Source organism: Sphingopyxis sp. HIX (assembly GCF_001468285.1).
Taxonomy (GTDB): Bacteria; Pseudomonadota; Alphaproteobacteria; order Sphingomonadales; family Sphingomonadaceae; genus Sphingopyxis.
In genome coordinates this window covers 1-22,488 of sequence record NZ_LNSB01000063.1, presented here as the reverse complement: position 1 = coordinate 22,488, position 22,488 = coordinate 1, and the positions used below count along the sequence as shown (strand labels likewise).

Sequence of the window (22,488 nt, the reverse complement as noted above, 5' to 3'; positions counted from 1 at the left end):
CCCCAAAACCGCCTTTCCCCGCAAAGCCCGTCCTGCCCCCACCCAACAGAAGCTGTCTTGCGACGCGCAGGCCGCCGCCCTAGATCAGGCGCCATGACCATTGCGCAAACCAGCCTCGAGCTGATCGGCAACACGCCGCTTGTCCTGCTCAAAGGCCCCAGCGAAGCGACCGGCTGCGAAATCTGGGGCAAGTGCGAATATGCCAACCCCGGCGGATCGGTGAAGGACCGCGCCGCGCTGTACATCGTCCGCGATGCCGAGGCGAACGGCAGCCTGAAGCCCGGCGGCACGATCGTCGAGGGTACCGCGGGCAACACCGGCATCGGCCTCGCGCTCGTCGCCAACGCGCTCGGCTACAAGACGATCATCGTCATGCCCGACAACCAGAGCGCCGAGAAGATGGCGACGATCCGCGCCTTGGGCGCCGAGCTGGTGCTCGTGCCGCCCGCGCCCTTCGCCAACCCCGGCCATTTCGTCCACACCTCGCGCCGCATCGCCGAGGAGACCGACAATGCGATCTGGGCGAACCAGTTCGACAATATCGCCAACCGCAAGGCGCATATCTTCGGCACCGCCGAGGAGATCTGGGAGCAGATGGACGGCCGCATCGACGGTTTCACCTGCGCCGCGGGCACCGGCGGCACGATCGCCGGCACCGGGCTCGGGCTGAAAGCCAAGGACGAGACGATCACCGTCGCGCTCACCGACCCGCACGGCGCCGGCCTCTATAATTATTACCAGTGCGGCGAACTGAAGCCCGAGGGATCGAGCGTCGCCGAGGGGATCGGCCAGAACCGCATCACCGCCAATCTCGAAGGCGCGCCGATCGACACGCAGTTCCGCATCTCCGACGCCGAGGGCCTCGACGTCGTGCGGCAATTGCTCGACGAGGAGGGGCTGTGCCTCGGCCTGTCGTCGGGGATCAACGTCGCGGGCGCGATGGCGCTCGCGCGCCAGCTCGGCCCCGGGAAGCGCATCGCGACGATCCTCTGCGACAGCGGCTTTCGCTATCTCTCGACGCTCTACAATCCCGAATGGCTCGCATCGAAGGGGCTGGCGGCATGAACATGAAGAAACCCCCGACCTCCGCCCCCCCGCCCGAGGCGTGGGGGCCGAGCGATTCGATGCGGCGGCTGCAGATCGGCATCGCCGGGGTGATGGCGGTGCTGCTGCTCGTCGGGCTCGCCGGGCTGATCGGCGACCGCGCGCGCGAGCAGGTCGCGGGCGAGGCCGCCGCGACCGCCAATGCCGCCGCGGCGGGACAGGCCGACGCGGGCACCGGCGCGCCGCTCGAGGAACTCGGGGTCCAGCCGGTGACCACCCCGACCGACGGCCAGACCCCCGCCGCCGCGACGGTCAACGCACCCGCCAAGGCGGTGCCGCTGCCGCCGACCACGGCGAAGGTCCCCGACCTCGAACCCGACCCCGAACTCCAGCGCGCGCGGAACAAGACCGGCCAGTGAGGCCGACGCGTTTGGCGAGGCTCTGGCGCCCGCTCGGCGCCGCGCTGCTCGCGCTGGCGCTGGCGTGGCTGCTCGGCGGGCAGATGCTGCTCGGGCGCATCGATCCGGCGCTGGTGATTCCCTGGCTCTTCGCCGCGCTGCTGCCACTCGCCTGGCTCGGCCGCGCCGATGCGCTTGGCGAGCGCATCCGCGCCAATCTGGCCACGCTGGCGACGCTGTTGGCGGGGCAGGGCCTGCTGAGCCTCGCCCTCGCGGACATCTGGCCGTGGGCACAAGTGGTCGTCACGGCGCTCGCAGGCCTCGCCGCCGCTGCGCTCGCCGACTGGATCGTCCAGCGCGCGGCCAGGCGCCTCGTCGCCAAGGCGCTCATCGCCAAGCTCGCCGCTATCCTCTGGTTCGCCGCCGGCCACGCCGCGCTCGCTGCGCTCTATGAGGAACCCGTGTCCGAAACCCCGGTGACGATGCTCAGCGGCCTGCCGCTGCGCTGGGCGGGGGAGGGCGGCCTGTCGGCGATGCTCCGGCGCGGCGCCGCCGACGACCCGGCGCTCGTCCGCCTCGAACAAACCCATCGCATCGCGCTCGTCGACAGCCTCGCCGATCATGTCCCGCCCGCGGGGGCGGTGCTGCTGCTCGCGCACCCGCGCGCGCTGGCGCCGCAGGATCTGGTCGCGATCGACGCCTTCGTGCGCGGCGGCGGGCGCGCGGTGATCCTCGCCGACGCGCTGTCGGGCTGGCCCGCACCGCATCCGACGGGCGACAGCCGCAACCCGCCGGTCACCAGCCTGCTCACCCCTTTGCTTGACCATTGGGGCATCACGCTGGGCGCCGCGCCCGCGGGCGAGACCGCGGCGCAGGCAGTGGACGTCGACGGCCGCCGCCTGCGCCTGTTCAGCGCCGGGCGCTTCGAGGCGCAGCCGCCGGGCTGCACGCCGCAAGCCGGCGCACAAATCCTCCACTGCCGAGTCGGCGCGGGCGAGGCGTGGCTGGTCGGCGACGCCGACCTGCTCTTCGCCCCGCTCTGGCAACCGCTCGTCGGCGACCTGCCGCATCTGCGCCGCGCCGACACGATCGAATGGATCGGCGCCCGCCTCGACGGCCCGGCCTATCACGCGCCGCTCCTCCAGCCCGTCTGGATCGCCCAAAAACCGCGCTAATCCGGGCTTCTTCAAAAACTTCGGCACTTTTCCACAGCTTCGTCGCGGCGGGGCGCGTGCGTGCGCGTGCGACCCTTTCGACCGCCTTCGCCCGATTTCACCCCGTCTACGTGCAAGATTTCCCCGCTTCAGCCCGAATTTTCCCCTTTTCTCCCCAGCGGCTTGCTGATAGGCAGGAATCGGAGAGGGGCAATCTCCGCCTGAGCCGTTGGATTCGGAATTTCGCGATTCCGGGATCGGGGAAGTTTTGCCCGGGGTGTCAGGAAGGGGGCGGATCGATGGCGGTTGTGACGCCCGGCAATTATTCGGGCACCGAATTCGCCGCGATCGATGGCAAGGGGCGCATCGCCGTCCCTTCGGAATTCCGCAACAATGTGCCCCTCAATGCGGAAAATCAGCGCGTGCTCTGGGTCGGCTATCACGAGGTGCTGCCCTGCCTCGTCGCCTATGGCCAGGACCAGTTCGACCGCCTCGCCGACGAGATCGAGCACGGCCGCCAGGTCGTCGAAGGCCGCGGCGGCGATTTCGCCGAGGATGCCGCCTACAAGGCGCGCTACGACTTCACCAAGCCCTATACGCTCGACGACAGCGGCCGCTTCCTGCCGACCTTCTCGCACCGCGACAATCCTTTCGACGAGGCCGAGCTCGCCTTCGACGGCGGCGCCTGCGCCTTCGTCGGCGCCGGGCGCCGCTTCGAAATCTGGTGGCTGCCCTTCATCGCGCAGTGCGACGAGGCCGACCCGCGCCTCCGCCGCGTCGCCGCCGCCTGGGACGCCAACAAGGGGAAGGGGCGCAAATGACCGACCTTTCTCGCGACCCGCGCCATGACCCCGTCCTCCGCGACGAGGTCGTCGCGGCGCTCGCCATCGCGCCCGGCGAAACCCATGTCGACGCGACCTTCGGCGCCGGCGGCTATACCCGCGCCTTGCTCGCTGCCGAGGCCAACGTCGTCGCCTGCGACCGCGACCCCGACGCGATCGCCGAGGGCCAGGCGCTCGTCGCCGAGGCCGGCGGCAGGCTCACGCTGATCCACGGCCGCTTCGGCGAGATCGACCGGCTGCTCGCCGAGCGCGGTATCGCCGCAGTCGACGGCATCGTCTTCGACATCGGCGTCTCGTCGATGCAGCTCGACCGCGCCGAGCGCGGCTTCTCGTTCCAGAACGACGGCCCGTTGAACATGACGATGTCGCAGGACGGCGAGACCGCCGCCGACTGGATCAACCGCGCCGACGAGGTCGAGATCGCCGACGTGCTTTTCCATTATGGCGACGAGCGCCAGTCGCGCCGCGTCGCGCGCGCGATCGTCGCCGACCGGCCCTTCATGCGCACCGCCGAGCTCGCGACCACCATCCGCAAGGCGCTGCGCCACCCGCCGGGCGCGCCCAAGGATCCCGCGACCCGCAGTTTTCAAGCCATTCGCATTCACATCAACGGCGAGCTCGACGAACTCGCCGCGGGGCTCGACGCCGCCGAACGGCTGCTCCGCCCCGGCGGCCGGCTCGCGGTCGTGTCCTTCCACAGCACCGAGGATCGCATCGTGAAGAATTTCCTGCGCGAACGCAGCGGTGGCGATGTCCGCGCTTCGCGCCACCGGCCCGCGCTAGCCCCTCCGGCGCGGGCCGCAACTTTCCTGACCCCGGCGCGCAAGGTGCGCCCGGGCAAGGCCGAGGAAGCGCGCAACCCGCGCGCGCGCTCGGCGACGCTTCGCAGCGCGGTGCGCACCGACGCCCCCGCCTGGTCCGAGAGTCCGACGACAAAGGAGGCCCTGTCATGCTGATGGCCGCGCGCAAGCTTCAGGGGATCGGCCTGGTCCTCTTGGTGCTCATCTTTGCGATGATGCTCTATCCGGTGTCGCTGAAGGTCGCGGCGACGCGCAGCGAACTCGCGCGCATCAACCAGCAGATCGACCGCACCGAAAGCAATATCCGCTACCTCGAATCCGAACTCGCGGTGCGCGCCTCGATGCGCCAGCTCGAGCAGTGGAATGCCGATACCTTCGGCTATTCGGCCCCCTCGGCCAGCCAGTATCTCGAGAACGAGCGCCAGCTCGCCTCGCTCGGCCGCGTCCCCCGCGCGCGCGGCGCCAACGAGGTCGCGCCGGTGCTGATGGCGATGGTCTCGCCCGTCGCGATCCCCGACAAGGCCAAGCCCGCGGCCACCACCGACGCCCCCGCCGCCGCGGCGAAGCCCGCGCCGGTCAAGGTCGCCGCGGTCCAGTCCGACGTCGCCCCGCGCATGGCGCCGACGCGCCGCCGCGAGCAATTGAAGATGATCGAGGACCAGCTCCTTTCCGAGGCGACGCTCGCCGATCTCAAGCGCGCCGCCGCCGCCGAAGCAGGGGATAGCAAGACCCGATGAACACGGTAGTCGTCCGTCCGACGCGCGTCCGTACCGCCGGGGTCCGGCAGCAACTGCTGCTGACCGCGCAGCAGCGGCTGATGATCCTGATGCTGCTGTTCATGGCGGCGATCTTCCTCGTGTCGCTGCGCCTCCTGTGGTTCGTCGCCTTCGACACCGGGCCGCAGCGCGCCGCGTCGGGCGCCTTCGTCCCCGCGCGCGCCGACATCGTCGACCGCAACGGCGTGCCGCTCGCGCGCACGATCGACGGCTATTCGATCCGCGTCGTGCCCTCGAAGCTGCTCAACAACCGCCAATATCTCGCCGACGAGCTGGTCAAGATCTTCCCCGACACCCCGCGCGAGGAGTTCCTGGCGAAGCTCAATGGCCCGCGCGCCACCTATATCCGCCGCCGCGCGCTGCCCGACCAGGTCGCGGCGGTGAACGCGATCGGCGAGATCGGCTTCGACTTCCCGCGCGAGAAGGAGCGGCTCTATCCGCAGACCTCGCTCGCCGCGCACACGCTCGGCTTCCTCAATGCCGAGGGGCAGGGCGTCACCGGCATGGAGGGGGCCTTCAACGACCGGCTGACCAATCCCGCGACGCGCGGCCAGCCGCTCCAGCTGTCGATCGACGCGCGCGTGCAGGGCGTGCTCGAAAGCGAGCTCGGCTCGGCAGTCACCAATCTCGAGGCGATCGGCGGCGCGGGGATCATCCTCGACGTCCACAGCGGCGAAGTCATGGCGATGACCTCGCTGCCGACCTTCAACCCGAACAAGCTGACCGGCAGCGACCCCGCGACGCGCCGCAACGCGGTGACCTATAATCTCTACGAGCTCGGCTCGACCTTCAAGCCGCTCTCGATCGCCGCCGCCATCGACAATGGCTCGGTGACCAGCATGGCGCGCCGCTACGACGCGACCGAGCCGCTCGCGATCGCGGGGTTCCGCATCCGCGACAGCCACCCCTCGCGGCGCTGGCTGAACGTGCCCGAGACCTTGATCCACAGCTCGAACATCGTCACCGCGCGCATCGCCGACGAGCTCGGCAAGGAAAAGCTCGAGCATCTCTACCGCGAGCTGCACTTCGACCGCCGCCCCGACATCGAGATGAAGGAGCGCGCCTTCCCGCTCTGGCCCAAGGACTGGGGCCGGCTGACCACGATGACGACCAGCTATGGCCATGGCATCGCGGTGACCCCGCTGCACCTCGCCAACGCCTATGCCGCGCTGGTCAACGGCGGCATCTATCGCCCCGCGACGATGCTCAAGCTCGGCGACAAGGCGCCGCCCCAGGGCCGCCGCGTGTTCAAGGCCGCGACCAGCGCGCGCATGCGCCAGCTGCTCCGCCTGATCGTCTCCGACGGCACCGGCAAGCAGGCCAACGCCCCGGGTTTCCGCGTCGGCGGCAAGACCGGCAGCGCCGAAAAGCCCGGCATCGGCGGTTACAACCGCAGCTCGGTGGTCGCGACCTTCGCCGCCGCCTTCCCGATGGACAATCCGCGCTATGTCGTCGTGGTCATGGTCGACGAGCCCAAGGGCAATGCCTATAGCTCGGGCCAGCGCACCGCGGGCTGGACCGCTGCGCCGGTGGTCAAGAAAGTGGTGATGCGCGCGGGCCCGATGCTCGGGGTCTTCCCCGACGAAAGCCGCGACGTCGACGTGTCCGAACTGACCCCGCTGCTCTGGAAAAACGGGGAAAGCGAATAATGCGTCTGGCGGCGCTGCTTGAAAATCAGGACCTGCAGGGCGCCGACCCCGTCGTCACCGGCCTCGCGATCGACCATCGCAAGGTCGCGCCGGGCACGATCTTCGGTGCTTTCGTGGGCGAGAAATTCAACGGCGAGGATTTCATCGCCGCCGCGATTCAAGCCGGTGCCATCGCCATCGTCGCGCGGCCCGAGGCCAAGGTTGAGGGTGCGGTCCATATCGCCGACGCCAACCCGCGCCGCGCCTTCGCGCACATCGCCGCGCGCTTCTTCCACAAATTCCCCGCCACCTGCGTCGCCGTCACGGGCACCAACGGCAAGACCTCGACCGTCGAGATGACCCGCCAGCTGTGGCGCATGGCGGGCTTCCACGCCGCGTCGATCGGCACCTTGGGCGTCACCACCGGCGACGACCGCGTCGTCACCGGGCTCACCACCCCCGATATCGTGACTTTCCTCTCGAACATGTCGGGCCTCGCCGCCGAGGGCGTAACGCACGCGGCGTTCGAGGCGTCGAGCCACGGCCTCGACCAGTATCGCACCGAGGGGCTGCCGGTGAAGGCCGCCGCCTTCACCAATCTAAGCCACGACCATCTCGACTATCATGGCGACATGGACAGCTATATGGCGGCGAAGATGCGGCTGTTCCGCGAGGTCGTCGACCCCGCCGGCGCGGTGGTGATCTGGAACGACGACATCTGGTCGCCCGCCGCCGAGCATGAGGCGAAGCAGCGCGGCCTCCGCATCCTGACCGTCGGCCAGCATGGCGCGGACCTCCGCCTCGTCAGCCGCGAACCGACGCAGCTCGGCCAGTCGCTGCTGATCCAGGCGGGCCCGCTCGCGCAGAAGGTGACGTTGCCGCTGATCGGCGCCTATCAGGTCGCCAATGCGCTCGTCGCCGCGGGGCTCGTCGTCGCGACCGGCGGCGATGTCGGCCAGACGCTCGCCAACCTCGGCCGCCTCCAGCCCGTGCGCGGCCGCCTCGAGCGCGCGGCGATCACCAAGGCCGGCGCGCCGGTCTATGTCGATTATGCCCACACCCCCGACGCCATCGAAGCGGCGCTCGACGCGCTGCGCCCGCATGCCGCGGGCCGGCTGATCCTCGTCTTCGGCGCGGGCGGCGACCGCGACACGGACAAGCGCCCCGAAATGGGCAAGGTCGCCGCGGCCAAGGCCGACATCGCGATCATCACCGACGACAATCCGCGCGGCGAAGACCCCGCCGACATCCGCGCCGCCATCGCCGCGGGCGCCCCCGGAGCACAGGTCATCGGCGACCGCCGCGCCGCCATCGCCGCTGCGATTGCCGAAGCGCGCGCCGAGGATATCGTCTGCATCGCGGGCAAGGGCCACGAACAGGGCCAGATCGTCGGCCGCGGCGACGAAATGCGCGTGATCCCCTTCGACGACGTGACCGTCGCGCGCGAGGCGGCGGCATGAACCCGCTCTGGACCGCGCGCGCCATCGCTGCTGCGACCAACGGCACCGCCAGCGCCGACTTCACCGTCCACGGCGTCGCCTTCGACTCGCGCGAGGTGGGGAAGGGCGATCTCTTCATCGCGATGAAGGGCGAGGCGACCGACGGCCACAAGTTCATCGACAAGGCGATCGCCGCGGGCGCGTCGGGCATCGTCTGCGAAACCGCCATCGATCATCCGCACGTCCGCGTCGCCGACAGCGCCATCGCGCTCAACGCGCTCGGTTTCGCATCGCGTGTCCGCTGCCACGGCCGCATCATCGGCGTCACCGGCTCGGCGGGCAAGACCGGGACCAAGGAAGCGCTCTTCGCCGCGCTCGACCGCTTCCGCCCCGGCAAGGCGCATCGCTCGGTCAAGAGCTACAACAACCATGTCGGCGTGCCCTTGAGCCTCGCGCGCATGCCCTCGACCGCCGATTATGGCGTATTCGAAATGGGGATGAACCACGCGGGCGAGCTCGCCGCGCTGACCCGCATGGTCCGCCCCCACGTCGCCATCGTCACCACCATCGCCCCCGCGCACATGGAATTCTTCGGCAGCGAAGAGGCGATCGCCGACGCCAAGGGCGAGATTTTCGAGGGGCTCGAGCCCGGCGGCACCGCGATCGTCCCCTTCGACAGCCCGCATTACGACCGGCTTCGCGCGAAGGCCGAGAAGCACGCGGCGCATGTCGTCAGCTTCGGGCTCGGCGCGGGCGCCGATGTGCGCGCGGTCGACTGGCTCTCCGACGGACGCGGCGGCTCGCTCGTCACCGCGCAGGTGCAGGACGCCTTGCTCTGCTTCACCATCGCGCAGGCGGGCGCGCATTGGGTGTCGAACGCGATGGCGGTGCTCGCCGCGGTGAAGGCCGTCGGCGGCGACCTGCCCGCCGCGGGGCTCGCCTTCGCCGAGATGGCGGGGCTCGCCGGGCGCGGCGCGCGCCACCAGCTGGCGCTTCCCGGCGGCCATATCCTGCTGATCGACGAAAGCTACAACGCCAACCCCGCCTCGATGGCGGCGACGATCGGCCAGCTCGGCACCGAATCCGGGACACGCAAAGTGGCGATTCTCGGCGCGATGAAGGAGCTCGGCCCCGGCGGCGAGGCCTATCATGCGGGCCTCGCGGCTCCGCTCGTCGCAGCAGGCGTGCATTTCGCCTTGCTCGTCGGCGCGGAGATGGCGCCGCTCGCCAAAGCGCTTGAGGGGCGTATCGATTTCGCGCATGTGCCCGACCATCAGACCGCCAAAGCGCGGCTGAAGGACTTGATCCGCGCCGGCGACGCCGTGCTGGTCAAGGGATCGAACAGCGTTGGCCTGTCGCATCTGGTGACGGCGCTGACCAACGGGGATTACTGATGTTATACTGGCTGGCGGAATGGCTTGGCTTTCCGGGGGTCCTGAACCTCATCCGCTATCTGAGCTTCCGCTCGGGCGCCGCGGTCGCGACCGCGCTGATCATCGGCCTGTGGATCGGGCCGCGCTTCATCCTGATGCTGCGCATGCGGCAGGGCAAGGGCCAGCCGATCCGCGACGACGGCCCGCAGAGCCATCTCGCGAAAAAGGGTACGCCGACGATGGGCGGGCTGATGATCCTCATCTCGCTGATGATCTCGGCCCTGCTCTGGATGGACCTCTCGAACCGCTTCGTCTGGGCGTGCCTGTTCGTCACCGGCGGTTTCGCCGTGGTCGGCTTCCTCGACGACCTCGACAAGGTCACCAAGGCCAGCCACCGCGGCATTCCGGGCCGCATCCGCCTGCTGATCGAGTTCATCATCGCGGGCGTCGCGGTGACCCTGATCGTCTCGCGCACCGGCACCGACCTGTACCTGCCCTTCTTCAGCGGGATCGTGCTCGAACTCGGGCCGCTCTATTATGTCTTCGCGATGGTGATGATCGTCGGTTTCGGCAATGCGGTGAACCTCACCGACGGGCTCGACGGGCTCGCGACTTTCCCCGTGATCATCGCCAGCCTGACCTTCCTCGTCATCGTCTATCTCTCGGGCAACGTGAAATTCGCCGAATATCTCGGCATTCCGCATGTTCCCGGCGCGGGCGAGCTCGCGATCTTCGCCGCGGCGATCATCGGCGCCTGCCTCGCCTTCCTGTGGTTCAACGCGCCCCCCGCGGCGGTGTTCATGGGCGACACCGGCAGCCTCGCCTTGGGCGGCGCGCTCGCCACCATGGCCGTCACCGCGCAGCATGAACTCGTCCTCGTCCTCGTCGGCGGGCTGTTCGTGGTCGAGGCGCTGTCGGTGATCATCCAGGTCTTCTGGTACAAGCGCACCGGCAAGCGCGTCTTCCGCATGGCGCCCATCCACCATCATTTCGAGCAGCTCGGCTGGCCCGAATCCACGGTCGTGATCCGCTTCTGGATCGTCTCGATCGTGCTCGCGCTGGCAGGGCTCGCGACGCTGAAGCTGCGGTGATCGTCAGCCGCGCCTTTGCCGGTCGCCGCTACGCGGTGCTGGGGCTGGCGCGCTCGGGGCTCGCGAGCGTCGAGGCGCTCGTCGCCAGCGGCGCGGGCGTCACCGCCTGGGACGACAAGGAGGAAGCGCGCGACGAGGCGATGGCGCTCGGTGCCGACATCGGCAACCCGCTCGACATCGACCTCATCGGTTTCGCGGGCGTCGTCGTCTCGCCCGGCGTGCCGCTCAACCGCCACCCGATCGCCGCGCACGCGCGCGAGGCGCATGTGCCGATCATCGGCGACGTCGAGCTCTTCGCGGAGGCGCGCCACGACCTGCCGCCGCACAAGGTCGTCGGCATCACCGGCACCAACGGCAAGTCGACCGTCACCGCGCTCGTCACCCACATGCTCGAAAGCGCGGGCATCCCCGCCTTGATGGGCGGCAATATCGGCCTGCCGGTCCTGTCGCGCGACCCGCTTCCGGAAGGGGGCGTCTACGTCCTCGAACTGTCGAGCTACCAGATCGACCTCTCGCACAGCCTCGCCTGCGATATCGCGGTGCTCACCAACATCACCCCCGACCATCTCGACCGCTACGACGGTTTCGCGGGCTATGCCGCCTCGAAGGCGCGGCTCTTCTCGCTCCAGCACCGCGACCAGGTCGCGATCGTCGCCACCGACGACGATCCGTCGAAGATGATCGCGGGCCGTATCAACCACCGCCTCCACCGCGTCTCGGCAAAGGATATCGATCCCGCCGACCAGGCGCGCTGGCCCGCGCTGCAGGGCCCGCACAATGCGCAGAACGCCGTCTGCGCGATCGCGGTTTGCCGCGTGCTGGGGCTGAACGACGAGCAGATCGAGCGGGGGCTCGCGACGTACAGCGCGTTGCCGCATCGCATGGAATGGGTCGGCGAAGTCGCGGGCGTCCGCTGGTACAACGACAGCAAGGCGACCAACGCGGCTTCCGCTGCACCGGCGCTGGCGGCCTTTCCGCCGGCGCCGGACCAGCGCCTCCACTGGATCGCCGGGGGACAGGCAAAGGGCGACGGCCTCTCGGCCTGCGCGCCCTGGTTCGGCCACGTCAAGCGCGCCTATCTGATCGGCGAGGCGATGGAGGCCTTCGCGGCCGAGATCGGCGACGCGATCCCCGTCGACCGCTCGGGCGACCTCGCGACCGCGGTCGCGCGCGCCGCGGCGGTGGCGGAGCCCGGCGACATCGTGCTGCTGTCGCCCGCCTGCGCGTCGTTCGACCAGTTCAAAAGCTATGAGGAACGCGGCGACCGCTTCCGCAGCATCGTCAGGGCATTCGGGGCATGAGCGGGGGTTTCGACAATATGGACGCGACGGGGGAAAAGCCGGTCATCGCCAGCACCACGCGCACGGTGAAGCGGCGCGGGCCGCGGCTCAGCCGCGCCGACCGCACGCCGCTCGGCCTGTGGTTCTGGGAAATCGACCGCGTGCTGCTGCTGCTCGTGTCGATGCTCATCGCGATCGGCCTCGTCGCGGTCACCGCCGCGTCGCCCGTCGCGGCGCAGAAGCTGTCGACCTCGACCGCCAGCCTCGACCCGCTCTATTATTTCTATCGCCAGCTGATGTGGGTGATCCTCGGCGTGCCCGTGATGCTCGGCGTGTCGATGCTGCCCAAGGCGCAGGCGCGGCGCTTCGCCATCTACGGCACCATTATCTTCATGGTCCTGCTCTTCCTCGTGCCCTTGATCGGCACCGAGGTGAACGGCGCGCAGCGCTGGCTCGGCAGCGGCGTCTTCCGCCTCCAGCCGTCGGAGTTTCTGAAACCCTTCTTCGCGGTGTCGCTCGCCTGGATCCTCTCGCTCCGCCTCCACGACCAGAGCCTGCCCGTCGTGCCGCTCGCCTTCGTCCTCACCGGCATCATCGCGCTGCTGCTGATGGGCCAGCCCGACCTCGGCCAGACGATCATCTTCGTCGCGACCTTGTTGGTGCTCGTGCTCGTCGCCGGCCTGTCGATGCGGATCATGGGCATGCTCGCGGGCGGCGGGCTCGCGGGTATCGTCCTCGCCTATTTCTTCTACCCGGTCGCGCAGCAGCGCATCAACATCTGGCTCTTCGCCGAGGGCGACAGCTTCCAGGTCGACAAGGCGCATGCGACGCTCACCGCGGGCGGCCTCATCGGCACCGGCCCCGGCGCGGGCCTCGCCAAGTTCCAGCTGCCCGAGGCGCACACCGATTACATCTTCTCGGTCATCGGCGAGGAGTTCGGGATGATCGCCTGCATGGCGATCGCGATCCTCTATCTCGCGATCATCGTGCGCGTCCTCGTCCGCCTGCTCGACGAGGAGGACAGCTTCCTGATCCTCGCCGTCGCCGGCCTCGTCGCGCAATTCGGGGGTCAGGCGATCATCAACATGGCGGTGAACACCCAGCTCTTCCCGTCGAAGGGCATGACCTTGCCTTTCATCAGCTACGGCGGGTCGTCGATGATCGCGCTGTCGATCGGCATGGGTTTGCTCTTGTCGCTGACCCGGCGGAACCCCTATGCCGCGCGGGTGTCGCTCACCCGCAACTGGAACAAGAAATGACCGCAACCCGCCACTTCCTTCTCGCCGCCGGCGGGACGGGGGGACATATGCTGCCCGCCTACGCCCTTGCGGGCGAGCTGATCGCGCGCGGCCACCGCGTGGCGCTGGTCAGCGACGACCGCGGGCTCAACATCCCGGGCAAGCCCGACGAGCTCGAGGCGCATGTCCTGCCCGCGGGCCGCGTCGCGGGCGGCCCGATCGGCTGGGTCAAGGCCGCGCTCGCGATCCGCAAGGGGCGCCGCATGGCGATCGACCTGATCGACGACTTCGATCCCGCGGTCGTCGTCGGTTTCGGCGGCTATCCCTCGCTCCCCAGCCTGCTCGCCGCGAAGGCGACCAGGCGCCCCAGCGTGATCCACGAGCAGAACGCCGTGCTCGGCCGCACCAACCGGCTGATGGCCGGGCGCGTCAACGCCATCGCCGTCGCCTATCGCAACATCCACCGCTTCCCCGCCGGCTGCGAGGCGAAGCGCCACCTCACCGGCAACCCGGTGCGCGAGGAAGTCATCGCGATCCGCGAGGAAGGCTATCCGCCGCTCCCCGAGGACGGCATCCTCCGCCTCCTCGTCGTGGGCGGCAGCCTCGGCGCCACGGCGCTCAGCGAAGTCGTCCCCGCCGCCATCGCGATGCTGCCGCGCGCTTTGCTCGACCGGCTGCAGATCGTGCAGCAGGCGCGCGAGGCCGACCTCGAGGGCGTGCGCGCCAAATATGCCGAACTCGGTGTCGCGGCCGAATGCGCGCCCTATTTCGCCGATATCCCCGATCGCATGCGCTGGGCGCATCTGGTGATCGCGCGCGCGGGCGCCTCGACCGTCGCCGAACTCGCCTGCGCCGGCCGTCCCGCGGTGTTCATTCCCTATCCGCACGCGATGGACAATCATCAGACCTATAATGTCGCCGACCTCGTCGAGGCGGGCGGCGCGGTCTCCTTCGCGCAGCCCGACTTCACCCCCGCGGCGCTCGCCAAGCAGATCCAGCGCATGGCGCTCGAACCCGGCGCGCTCGAGGAAGCCGCGGCGCGCGCCGCCAGCTGCGGCCTGCCCGACGCCACGCGCGACCTCGCCGACCTCGTCGAATCGCTCGCCGCGCCGCCGATGATGGACGTCATCCGCGTCGGTTCGAAATCGCGCAGCGCCGCGGTCGCCGCGGGCGTCGCCGCCACCCGTTCGGGAGATAAATGATGCGCGGCGTCGCGACCGACATCGGCACCATCCATTTCATCGGCATCGGCGGCATCGGCATGTCGGGCATCGCCGAGGTGATGCACAATCTCGGCTATCGGGTGCAGGGCAGCGACATCGCCGACGGCTATGTGATCGAGGGCCTGCGCAAGCGCGGGATCAAGGTCAGCATCGGCCATGCGGCGTCGAACGTCGACGGCGTCGCGGTGGTCGTCACCTCGACCGCGGTCAAGCGCGGCAACCCCGAGGTCGAAGCCGCGCTCGCCGGCCGCATCCCCATCGTCCGCCGCGCCGAAATGCTCGCCGAGCTGATGCGCCTCAAATCGACCGTCGCCATCGCCGGCACGCACGGCAAGACGACGACGACCAGCCTCGTCGCGGCCTTGCTCGACGCGGGCGGGATCGACCCGACCGTCATCAACGGCGGCATCATCAACAATTATGGCTCGAACGCGCGTCTCGGCGCGTCGGACTGGATGGTGGTCGAGGCCGACGAGAGCGACGGCAGCTTCCTCCGCCTCGACGGCACGATCGCCGTCGTCACCAACATCGATCCCGAACATCTCGACCATTATGGCAGCTTCGACGCGATCAAGGACGCCTTCGTCGAGTTTATCGAGAATGTCCCCTTTTACGGCGCCGCGATGCTCTGCCTCGACCATCCCGAGGTGCAGGCGATCATCCCGCGCATCCGCGACCGGCGGATCGTCACCTATGGCTTCTCCGCGCAGGCTGACGTGCGCGGCACCAATGTGACGCCGGGCCCCGACGGCAACCGCTTCGACGTCGTGGTGCGCGACCGCGACGGCAACAGCCGCACGATCGAGGGCATCCACCTGCCGATGTCGGGCCGCCACAATGTTCAGAATGCGCTCGCCGCGATCGCGGTGGCGCTCCACATGGGCGTGACCGACGAAAAGATCGCCTCGGGCTTCAACGGCTTCGCCGGGGTCAAGCGCCGCTTCACCAAGGTCGGCGAGATCGCGGTAGGAGAGGGGAGCGTGACCGTCATCGACGATTACGCGCATCACCCCGTCGAAATCCGCGCCGTCCTGTCGGCGGCGCGCGAGGGCGTCGGCGCCGGGCGCGTCGTCGCGGTGGTCCAGCCGCACCGCTTCACGCGGCTTCGCGACCATATGGACGATTTCCAGCAGGCGTTTAACGACGCCGACATGGTGCTTGCGCTCCCCGTCTACACCGCGGGCGAGGCGCCGATCGACGGCGTGACCTCGGAGGCGCTCGTCCAGGGGCTGCGCGACCGCGGCCACCGCCACGCCGCGACCGTGACCGACGCCGACGCGCTCGCCGCGACGATCGCCGGCGCGATCGGCCTCGGCACGCTCGGCGCGGGCGACAAGATCATCTGCCTCGGCGCGGGCGACATCACCAAGACGGCGGCGGGCCTGGCGAGTGCGGTGGAAGGGCGCGGATGACCGCGACCGCCACCCTCCCGGCCGTGCGCGGCAAGCTGACGGCCCAGGCGCCGCTGGCGCCGCTCGTCTGGTTCAAGTCGGGCGGTCCCGCCGACTGGCTGTTCGAGCCCAAGGACGCCGACGACCTCGCCACCTTCCTCCGCGATCTCGACCCCGCGATCCCGGTGATGGCGCTCGGTCTCGGCTCGAACCTCATCGTCCGCGACGGCGGTTTCCCCGGCGTGGTCGTCCGCCTCGGCAAGGCCTTCGCCAAGGTTGAAGTTCTTGACGGAACGACGCTTCGCTGTGGGGGCGGGGCATCTGGCATCTTGGTCTCTTCCACGGCACGGGATGCCGGTGTGGGCGGCCTCGAGTTCCTCCGCTCGATCCCCGGCACCGTTGGCGGCTTCGTCCGGATGAATGGCGGTGCTTACGGGCGCGAGGTGAAAGACATTCTGATTGATTGTGAGATCGTCCTGCGGTCGGGACAGCGCAAATTCCTTGGCTTGGAAGACCTCGGCTATACGTACCGCCATAGCGAGTTGCCTGAAGGCGCCGTAGTCGTCGGCGCGACATTTCGTGGCTATCGGGACGAACCCGCCGCGATCCAGGCCGAAATGGACCGCATCTCCGCCAGCCGCGAAGCGTCGCAGCCGCTGCGCTCGAAGACCGGCGGCTCGACCTTCAAGAACCCCGACGGCCACAAGGCGTGGCAGCTCGTCGACGAGGCCGGTTGCCGCGGCTTCGCGGTCGGCGGCGCGCAGGTCAGCGAGAAGCACACCAATTTCCTCATCAACACCGGCGACGCGACCAGCGCCGACATCGAAGCGCTCGGCGAGGAAGTCCGCCGCCGCGTGAAGGAAAAGAGCGGTGTGGAACTGCAGTGGGAAATTCAGCGCGTGGGAGTGAAGAAGTGAGCCGCGGCCCCTGGCATGTCGCCGTCCTGATGGGCGGCTGGTCCGCCGAGCGCGAAGTGTCGCTGATGAGCGGCAACGGCGTCGCCGACGCGCTCGAATCGCGCGGGCACAAGGTCACGCGCATCGACATGGACCGCGACGTCGCGCGGAGGCTCGCCGATGCCGCGCCCGACGTCGTGTTCAACGCGCTGCACGGCGTCCCCGGCGAGGACGGGACGGTGCAGGGCATGCTCGACCTGATGGGCCTCAAATATACCCATAGCGGGCTCGTCACCTCGGTGATCGCGATCGACAAGGAACTGACCAAGCAGGCGCTCGTCCCGCACGGCATTCCGATGCCCACCGGCACGATGGTCGACAGCGAAAGCCTGTTCGCCGTCGACCCGCTGCCGCGTCCCTATGTGCTGAAGCCCGTCAACGAAGGCTCGTCGGTCGGGGTCGCGATCGTCAAGGACGACAGCAATTACGGCAACCCGATCGCGCGCGACGCCGTCGGCCCGTGGCAGGAGTTCGACCGCCTGCTCGCCGAACCCTTCATCAAGGGGCGCGAACTCACCGTCGCGGTGCTCGGCGACCAGGCGCTCGGCGTGACCGAGTTGCGGGTGAAGTCGGGCTTCTACGATTATGACGCCAAATATACCGACGGGCTGACCGAACATGTCTGCCCGGCCGAGGTCCCCGACGACATCGCGCAGCGCATGAGGGACCTCGCGGTCCAGTCGCACCGCCTGCTCGGCTGCAAGGGCGCCTCGCGCTCCGATTTTCGCTGGGACGACGAACATGGCCTCGCGGGCATCTTCCTGCTCGAGGTCAATACACAGCCGGGGATGACGCCGCTCAGCCTCGTGCCCGAACAGGCACGCGCGATCGGCATGGACTATGCGGAACTGGTCGAACGCATCGTGGGGGAAGCATTATGAGCCAGAAGATCAAGCGGCCGACCTCGGCCCCGCGCCGCCCGGCGCGCGCGCCCAAGAAGCGCAAGACGATCCGGACGTCGCGCATCGACGCCGTGATCAACGCGCTGCCGATCAGCCCGCAGCGGCTGCAGCAGGTCGCCAACTGGACGATCGGCATCGGCCTCTTCGCGGTCGTCGGCCTCGCCGCGCACGCCACCGGCGTGACCGCGAAGGTGCAGGAGGAATATGCTCAGGCGGTCGGCCGCGCGGGCTTCCAGGTCAAGAAGGTCGAGGTCGTCGGCGCCGACCGCATCGACCGCTTGAAGGTCTATGACATCGCGCTCGCGCAGAAGGACCGCTCGATGGCGGCGCTCGACCTCGAAGGGGTGCGCGCCGACCTCATGAAATATGGCTGGATCAAGGATGCGCGCGTCTCGCGCCGCCTGCCCGACACGCTCGTCGTCGACATCGTCGAGCGCACCCCCGCGGCGATCTGGCAGCATTCAGGTAAGCTGTCGCTGATCGACGAAAAGGGCGTCGTGCTCGAACCCGTCACCATCGCGACGATGCCCGACCTGCCGCTCGTCATCGGCCCGCGCGCTAACACCCGCGCGCAGGACCTCGACCGGCTGCTCGCCGAGGCCAGCAGCCTCAAGGAGTTGCTCGCCGGCGCGACCTGGGTCGGCGACCGCCGCTGGGACCTCCGCTTCCGCAGCGGTGAGACGCTGTCGCTGCCCGAGGGCGAGGGCGAGGCGAAGAAGGCGCTCGCCAAATTCGCGCATATGGACGGCGCCAACCGGTTGCTCGGGCGCGGTATATTGCGTTTCGACATGCGCGACCCCGAACGTTTCGTGCTACGCTTGCCGCACGAAGGGCAGGTGGCGCCCGCCAAGCTCGAGGGTGCGCGTGCCGCCGCCGACGCGCTGGCCGCCGCGACCGCGGCCGAGGAAGGATAGGAGCCATGGCCCCGCCGCGGATCGAGAAGATCATCACCGCGCTCGACGTCGGGTCGTGGAAGGTGTGCGCGCTCATCGCGGGGCAGACCGCCGACGGCGCACTGCATGTGCTCGGCACCGGCCAGCGCGAGAGCCGCGGGGTCCAGCGCGGCTATGTCGCCGACATGGAACAGACCGAACATGTCGTGCGCGAGGCGATCGAACAGGCCGAGCGTATCGCGGGGCTCAACATCGACGACGTCTGGGTCTCCTTCTCGGCGGGCAGCCTGCTGAGCGACGTCGCGCCGATCGAGAGCGAGCTCGGCGGTCACCGCATCGAACAGGAGGATGTCGACGACCTCCTCGCCGCGGGCCGCGCGGGAATCGATCCCGAGGGCCGCATGATCCTCCACGCCCAGCCCGCGCTCTACACGCTCGACGGCCTGACCGGGGTCAAGAACCCGATCGGCCTCCACGCCGACCGGCTCGGCGTCGACATCCACATCATCATGGCCGACGGCGCCCCGGTGCGGAACCTCGAGGCCGCGGTCCGCCAGGCGCATCTCGACGTGAACGCCGTCGTGGCGTCGCCGATCGCCGCGGGCCTCTCGTGCCTCTCCGACGAGGAACGCGACCTCGGCGTTGCGCTCGTCGAACTCGGCGCTGCGGTCACCACCGTCTCGCTCTACGCCGGCGGCATGCTGGTCGAGATGGTGTCCTTGCCCTTCGGCGCCAGCGACATCACCGACGACATCGCCTCGGCCTTCGGCATCCGCCGCAGCCAGGCGCAGCGCCTCCAACATTTCTACGGCTCGGCCTCGGCCAGCCCGCGCGACAACAACGAAGTGATCGACCTCGAACCCGGCGCCCCCTCGGGCTCGGAATCGCCGCGCATCAACCGCGCCCAGCTCGTCTCGGTCATCCGCCAGCGCCTCGACGCGATGATGGGAGAGATCGGCAGGACGCTGAAAGACCTGCATTTCGTCGGCCCCATTGGGCGCCAGGTCGTGCTCGTCGGCGGCGGCGCCGATTTGAAGGGGATCGCCGATTATACCCAGAGCGCGCTCGGCCGCGCGTCGCGCGTCGGCCGGCCGAAGGGGCTGATCGGGCTGCCCGACGCGCATTCGGGACCCGCCTTCGCGACGCTCGCGGGGCTCGTCCAATATGCGGCGTCGGACCCCGTCGACCTCCGCGACCTGCCGATGATGGCGCAGGACGTCTATCGCCCCCGCAGTACGGGAATCATCAACCGCCTCATGGCCGCATTGAAAAGCAGTTTTTGAATGTGGAAGTGCCGAAAGGGTTAATTTTTTGGGTGATTCCGGCGTCACAATAGTGCAATGCGTTAACAGATATCGGGGCGGCGGGACCACCGCCCGTGGGTCGCAAGGTGAGGAAGCGGCAAAGGTTCGCCGCTGCAGGGAGATTGTTTGATGAGCATCAATATTGGCCCGCCGCAGGTCGATGAGCTGAAGCCGCGGATCGCGGTGATCGGCGTCGGCGGCGCGGGCGGCAATGCCATCGCCAACATGATCGCGGCCCGCGTCGAGGGCGTCGACTTCGTCGTCGCCAACACCGACGCGCAGGCGCTCAACGCCTCGCCCGCCGAACGGCGCATCCAGCTGGGGACGCAGATCACCCAGGGGCTGGGCGCGGGCTCGCGGCCCGAGGTCGGTCGCGCCGCGGCCGAGGAAAGCATCGCGCAGGTCGAGGACGCGCTCGACGGCGCGCATATGTGCTTCATCGCCGCCGGCATGGGCGGCGGCACCGGCACCGGTGCGGCGCCGGTGATCGCCAAGGCGGCGCGCGATCGCGGCATCCTGACCGTCGGCGTCGTGACCAAGCCCTTCATGTTCGAAGGCGCGCGGCGCATGCGCTCGGCCGAGGCCGGCATCGCCGAGCTCCAGGACCATGTCGACACGCTGATCGTCATCCCGAACCAGAATCTTTTCCTCGTCGCCAACCCGAACACGACCTTCAAGGAAGCGTTCACCATGGCCGACGAAGTGCTGCAGCAGGGCGTGCGCGGCATCACCGACCTGATGGTCATGCCCGGCCTCATCAACCTCGACTTCGCCGACGTGCGCAGCGTGATGCGCGAAATGGGCAAGGCGATGATGGGTACCGGCGAGGCCGAAGGCGATGGCCGCGCGCTCGAAGCTGCGCAAAAGGCGATCGCCAACCCCTTGCTCGACGGCGTTTCGATGGCGGGCGCCAAGGGGGTCATCATCTCGATCACCGGCGGCGAGGACATGCGCCTGATGGAAGTCGACGAAGCCGCGAACCACATCCGCGAGCTGGTCGATCCCGACGCCAACATCATCTGGGGCAGCGCCTTCAACGACAGCCTCGACGGCAAGATCCGCGTGTCGGTCGTCGCGACCGGCATCGACGGCACCGGCGAGGCCGCACCGGCGCCCGCCGCGACCCGCAGCTTCTCCTTCGCCCCGGCGCGCAGCGCGGCCCCCGCCGCCGCGCCGGTCGTCGAGGAACCCGTCGAGCAGGCCGCCTATGAAGCGCCCGCCGAGCCCGATCCGGCGCCGGGCTTCTCGCTCGGCGATACGGCCCCGGTCGAAGAGCCCGCGCCGCCCGCGGCGCGCTACGACGACGAGCCGATGGAGCTGTCGGACGTCGCCGCGACCTACGACGACACCGCCGACGAGCTCGTCCTCGACGCGCCCGAAGCGAACCCCGATCCGTGGCAGCAGCAGCCGTCGGCGGCCGACCCGGCGCCTGCGGCCGCGCCCGCCGAGGACGCGCCGTCGCGCGGCCTTGGCGGCGGCACGCTGTTCGAGCGTATGTCGCGCCTGTCGCGCGGCGCCGCGCCCGCCGAGGGCGAGGAAGAGGGCAAGGAGGACGGGGTCGACATCCCGCGCTTCCTCGGCCGCCAGAACAACCAGTAACGGGGCGTAACAGGCCGCCGCCAGGGCATGGCGGCCCGGAAATCGGGATGCCGGAAATCGGGATGAATGTGCCCATGCGGCGATCGATGAAGACGCGTGGCGCGCACACCGGGCCGGGACGCGTACGGCATGGCGCCGCCGCGTTCGCGGCCTTGCTGCTCGGCGCGACCGCGCTCGTGCCCGCCGCCTCGGCCCAGGTCACCCCGCCCGACGCGGCGACGCGCATGGCGATGGAAAAGCGCACCGCGGCGCGCACCCTGCTCTCCTCGGCGCTCGCGCGCATCGCCGCGAACAGCACCGACGGCGCCGCGCTGCTCGACGCGGGGCGCGCCTCGGTCGAGCTCGAGGATTATCGCGCCGCGCTCGGTTTCCTGACCCGCGCCGAACAGGCGAACCCGCGCGACGGCGCGGTCAAGGCGGCGATGGGCTCGGCGATGGTCCATATGGAAAACCCGACCCGCGCGCTCGACTATTTCGGCGAGGCGCAATTGCTCGGCGCCCCCGAACGGCTGTTCCTCGCCGACCGCGGGCTCGCGCGCGACCTGCTCGGCCAGCAGGATGCGGCGCAGCGCGATTATCAGCTCGCGCTGTCGCTCGCGCCCAATGACGAGACGCTCCGCCGCTATGCGCTGTCGCTCGGCATCGCGGGCGAGGCCGACCGCGGCGTGCAATTGCTCGCGGGCCAGCTCCGCGCGCAGGACCGCGGCGCCTGGCGCATGCGCGCGATGATCCTCGCGATTGCCGGCCGCAACGGCGAGGCGACCGAGATCGTCAACGCGACGATGCCGCCGCAGCTCGCGCAGAATATCCTGCCCTATCTCACCCAGATGAACCGCCTCAACCCGGCGCAGCAGGCCGCTGCGGCGCATTTCGGGCGCTTCCCCTCGGGCAATCTCGGTCCGCCGCGCAGCCCCGTGCAGGTCGCCGCCGCGACCCCGCCGCCCGCCGCGACGCCGGCTCCGGCGAGCGCCAGGCCCGACCGCCGCCGCCCGAGCGAACGCGAACGCGCGCGCGGTACGCTGCCCCCCGCCACCGCGACCCCGCCTGCGGTCACCGTGCGCCGCCAGCCCGATCCGCCGCCGCCCGCCGCGATGCCGCCGCGCCAGCCGCCGACGGTGCAGGTCGCCGCCGCGACCCCGATACGCCCGGCCCCGACG

The 22,488-nt window shown here is 69.6% G+C and carries 20 protein-coding genes; all 20 read left to right on the top strand.

Annotated elements, in window-relative coordinates; all coding sequences use genetic code 11:
* Positions 1–93 precede the first annotated feature (93 nt).
* The gene (locus tag ATE62_RS21235; RefSeq protein WP_058810686.1) at positions 94–1,065 is read left to right on the top strand and encodes a cysteine synthase A; all 972 of its coding nucleotides are present in this window, start codon (positions 94–96) and stop codon (positions 1,063–1,065) included.
* Positions 1,062–1,463, top strand: coding sequence for a hypothetical protein (locus ATE62_RS21230; protein ID WP_058818604.1), 402 nt, complete (start codon positions 1,062–1,064; stop codon positions 1,461–1,463). The genes ATE62_RS21235 and ATE62_RS21230 overlap by 4 nt, the downstream gene beginning before the upstream one ends.
* 11 nt (positions 1,464–1,474) lie before the next feature.
* A complete protein-coding gene (locus ATE62_RS21225; RefSeq protein ID WP_058810035.1) occupies positions 1,475–2,617 on the top strand; it encodes a Gldg family protein in 1,143 nt (380 codons plus the stop codon).
* Positions 2,618–2,895: 278 nt separating this feature from the next.
* Positions 2,896–3,417, top strand: a complete 522-nt coding sequence (locus ATE62_RS21220) for a division/cell wall cluster transcriptional repressor MraZ (protein WP_058810036.1) — start codon at positions 2,896–2,898, stop codon at positions 3,415–3,417.
* Positions 3,414–4,394: a 16S rRNA (cytosine(1402)-N(4))-methyltransferase RsmH gene (gene rsmH / locus ATE62_RS21215; RefSeq protein WP_058810037.1), complete on the top strand. Its 981-nt coding sequence runs from the start codon at positions 3,414–3,416 to the stop codon at positions 4,392–4,394. Before ATE62_RS21220 ends, rsmH begins: the two co-directional genes overlap by 4 nt.
* Positions 4,388–4,975: a hypothetical protein gene (locus ATE62_RS21210; protein WP_058810038.1), complete on the top strand. Its 588-nt coding sequence runs from the start codon at positions 4,388–4,390 to the stop codon at positions 4,973–4,975. Before rsmH ends, ATE62_RS21210 begins: the two co-directional genes overlap by 7 nt.
* On the top strand, positions 4,972–6,663 hold the full coding sequence (locus ATE62_RS21205; RefSeq protein WP_058810039.1) for a peptidoglycan D,D-transpeptidase FtsI family protein: 1,692 nt from the start codon (positions 4,972–4,974) through the stop codon (positions 6,661–6,663). Before ATE62_RS21210 ends, ATE62_RS21205 begins: the two co-directional genes overlap by 4 nt.
* Positions 6,663–8,102: a UDP-N-acetylmuramoyl-L-alanyl-D-glutamate--2,6-diaminopimelate ligase gene (locus tag ATE62_RS21200; protein WP_058810040.1), complete on the top strand. Its 1,440-nt coding sequence runs from the start codon at positions 6,663–6,665 to the stop codon at positions 8,100–8,102. The genes ATE62_RS21205 and ATE62_RS21200 overlap by 1 nt, the downstream gene beginning before the upstream one ends.
* Entirely contained in the window at positions 8,099–9,475 is a 1,377-nt protein-coding gene (locus ATE62_RS21195) for a UDP-N-acetylmuramoyl-tripeptide--D-alanyl-D-alanine ligase (RefSeq protein ID WP_058810041.1), read from the top strand. Before ATE62_RS21200 ends, ATE62_RS21195 begins: the two co-directional genes overlap by 4 nt.
* Entirely contained in the window at positions 9,475–10,545 is a 1,071-nt protein-coding gene (gene mraY, locus ATE62_RS21190) for a phospho-N-acetylmuramoyl-pentapeptide-transferase (protein WP_058810042.1), read from the top strand. The genes ATE62_RS21195 and mraY overlap by 1 nt, the downstream gene beginning before the upstream one ends.
* A complete protein-coding gene (gene murD / locus ATE62_RS21185) occupies positions 10,542–11,846 on the top strand; it encodes a UDP-N-acetylmuramoyl-L-alanine--D-glutamate ligase (protein WP_058810043.1) in 1,305 nt (434 codons plus the stop codon). Before mraY ends, murD begins: the two co-directional genes overlap by 4 nt.
* Positions 11,843–13,084, top strand: a complete 1,242-nt coding sequence (locus tag ATE62_RS21180) for an FtsW/RodA/SpoVE family cell cycle protein (protein WP_197411757.1) — start codon at positions 11,843–11,845, stop codon at positions 13,082–13,084. Before murD ends, ATE62_RS21180 begins: the two co-directional genes overlap by 4 nt.
* The gene (murG, locus tag ATE62_RS21175; protein WP_058810044.1) at positions 13,081–14,265 is read left to right on the top strand and encodes an undecaprenyldiphospho-muramoylpentapeptide beta-N-acetylglucosaminyltransferase; all 1,185 of its coding nucleotides are present in this window, start codon (positions 13,081–13,083) and stop codon (positions 14,263–14,265) included. The genes ATE62_RS21180 and murG overlap by 4 nt, the downstream gene beginning before the upstream one ends.
* On the top strand, positions 14,265–15,698 hold the full coding sequence (gene murC, locus ATE62_RS21170; RefSeq protein WP_058810045.1) for a UDP-N-acetylmuramate--L-alanine ligase: 1,434 nt from the start codon (positions 14,265–14,267) through the stop codon (positions 15,696–15,698). The genes murG and murC overlap by 1 nt, the downstream gene beginning before the upstream one ends.
* Positions 15,695–16,594, top strand: coding sequence for a UDP-N-acetylmuramate dehydrogenase (gene murB / locus ATE62_RS21165; protein ID WP_058810046.1), 900 nt, complete (start codon positions 15,695–15,697; stop codon positions 16,592–16,594). Before murC ends, murB begins: the two co-directional genes overlap by 4 nt.
* Positions 16,591–17,514, top strand: coding sequence for a D-alanine--D-alanine ligase (locus ATE62_RS21160; protein ID WP_058810047.1), 924 nt, complete (start codon positions 16,591–16,593; stop codon positions 17,512–17,514). The genes murB and ATE62_RS21160 overlap by 4 nt, the downstream gene beginning before the upstream one ends.
* Complete coding sequence (locus tag ATE62_RS21155) at positions 17,511–18,449, top strand: cell division protein FtsQ/DivIB (RefSeq protein WP_058810048.1); 939 nt, start codon at positions 17,511–17,513, stop codon at positions 18,447–18,449. Before ATE62_RS21160 ends, ATE62_RS21155 begins: the two co-directional genes overlap by 4 nt.
* Before the next feature lie 5 nt (positions 18,450–18,454).
* Entirely contained in the window at positions 18,455–19,711 is a 1,257-nt protein-coding gene (gene ftsA / locus ATE62_RS21150; RefSeq protein ID WP_058810049.1) for a cell division protein FtsA, read from the top strand.
* Positions 19,712–19,861: 150 nt separating this feature from the next.
* Entirely contained in the window at positions 19,862–21,331 is a 1,470-nt protein-coding gene (gene ftsZ, locus ATE62_RS21145) for a cell division protein FtsZ (protein WP_058818603.1), read from the top strand.
* 86 nt (positions 21,332–21,417) lie between these two features.
* Positions 21,418–22,488: tetratricopeptide repeat protein (locus ATE62_RS21140; RefSeq protein WP_443028881.1), on the top strand; the 1,071-nt coding region annotated here is incomplete at its 3' end.

What these genes read in the sequence shown, in the direction of transcription:
- ftsZ (WP_058818603.1), top strand. Translation starts at nt 19,862, where the DNA reads ATGAGCATCAATATTGGCCCGCCGCAGGTCGATGAGCTGAAGCCGCGG.
- ATE62_RS21180 (WP_197411757.1), top strand. Translation starts at nt 11,843, where the DNA reads ATGAGCGGGGGTTTCGACAATATGGACGCGACGGGGGAAAAGCCGGTC.
- ATE62_RS21205 (WP_058810039.1), top strand. Translation starts at nt 4,972, where the DNA reads ATGAACACGGTAGTCGTCCGTCCGACGCGCGTCCGTACCGCCGGGGTC.
- murG (WP_058810044.1), top strand. Translation starts at nt 13,081, where the DNA reads ATGACCGCAACCCGCCACTTCCTTCTCGCCGCCGGCGGGACGGGGGGA.
- murC (WP_058810045.1), top strand. Translation starts at nt 14,265, where the DNA reads ATGCGCGGCGTCGCGACCGACATCGGCACCATCCATTTCATCGGCATC.
- ATE62_RS21210 (WP_058810038.1), top strand. Translation starts at nt 4,388, where the DNA reads ATGCTGATGGCCGCGCGCAAGCTTCAGGGGATCGGCCTGGTCCTCTTG.
- mraY (WP_058810042.1), top strand. Translation starts at nt 9,475, where the DNA reads ATGTTATACTGGCTGGCGGAATGGCTTGGCTTTCCGGGGGTCCTGAAC.
- ATE62_RS21195 (WP_058810041.1), top strand. Translation starts at nt 8,099, where the DNA reads ATGAACCCGCTCTGGACCGCGCGCGCCATCGCTGCTGCGACCAACGGC.
- ftsA (WP_058810049.1), top strand. Translation starts at nt 18,455, where the DNA reads ATGGCCCCGCCGCGGATCGAGAAGATCATCACCGCGCTCGACGTCGGG.
- rsmH (WP_058810037.1), top strand. Translation starts at nt 3,414, where the DNA reads ATGACCGACCTTTCTCGCGACCCGCGCCATGACCCCGTCCTCCGCGAC.
- ATE62_RS21200 (WP_058810040.1), top strand. Translation starts at nt 6,663, where the DNA reads ATGCGTCTGGCGGCGCTGCTTGAAAATCAGGACCTGCAGGGCGCCGAC.
- murB (WP_058810046.1), top strand. Translation starts at nt 15,695, where the DNA reads ATGACCGCGACCGCCACCCTCCCGGCCGTGCGCGGCAAGCTGACGGCC.
- ATE62_RS21220 (WP_058810036.1), top strand. Translation starts at nt 2,896, where the DNA reads ATGGCGGTTGTGACGCCCGGCAATTATTCGGGCACCGAATTCGCCGCG.
- ATE62_RS21235 (WP_058810686.1), top strand. Translation starts at nt 94, where the DNA reads ATGACCATTGCGCAAACCAGCCTCGAGCTGATCGGCAACACGCCGCTT.
- ATE62_RS21155 (WP_058810048.1), top strand. Translation starts at nt 17,511, where the DNA reads ATGAGCCAGAAGATCAAGCGGCCGACCTCGGCCCCGCGCCGCCCGGCG.
- ATE62_RS21230 (WP_058818604.1), top strand. Translation starts at nt 1,062, where the DNA reads ATGAACATGAAGAAACCCCCGACCTCCGCCCCCCCGCCCGAGGCGTGG.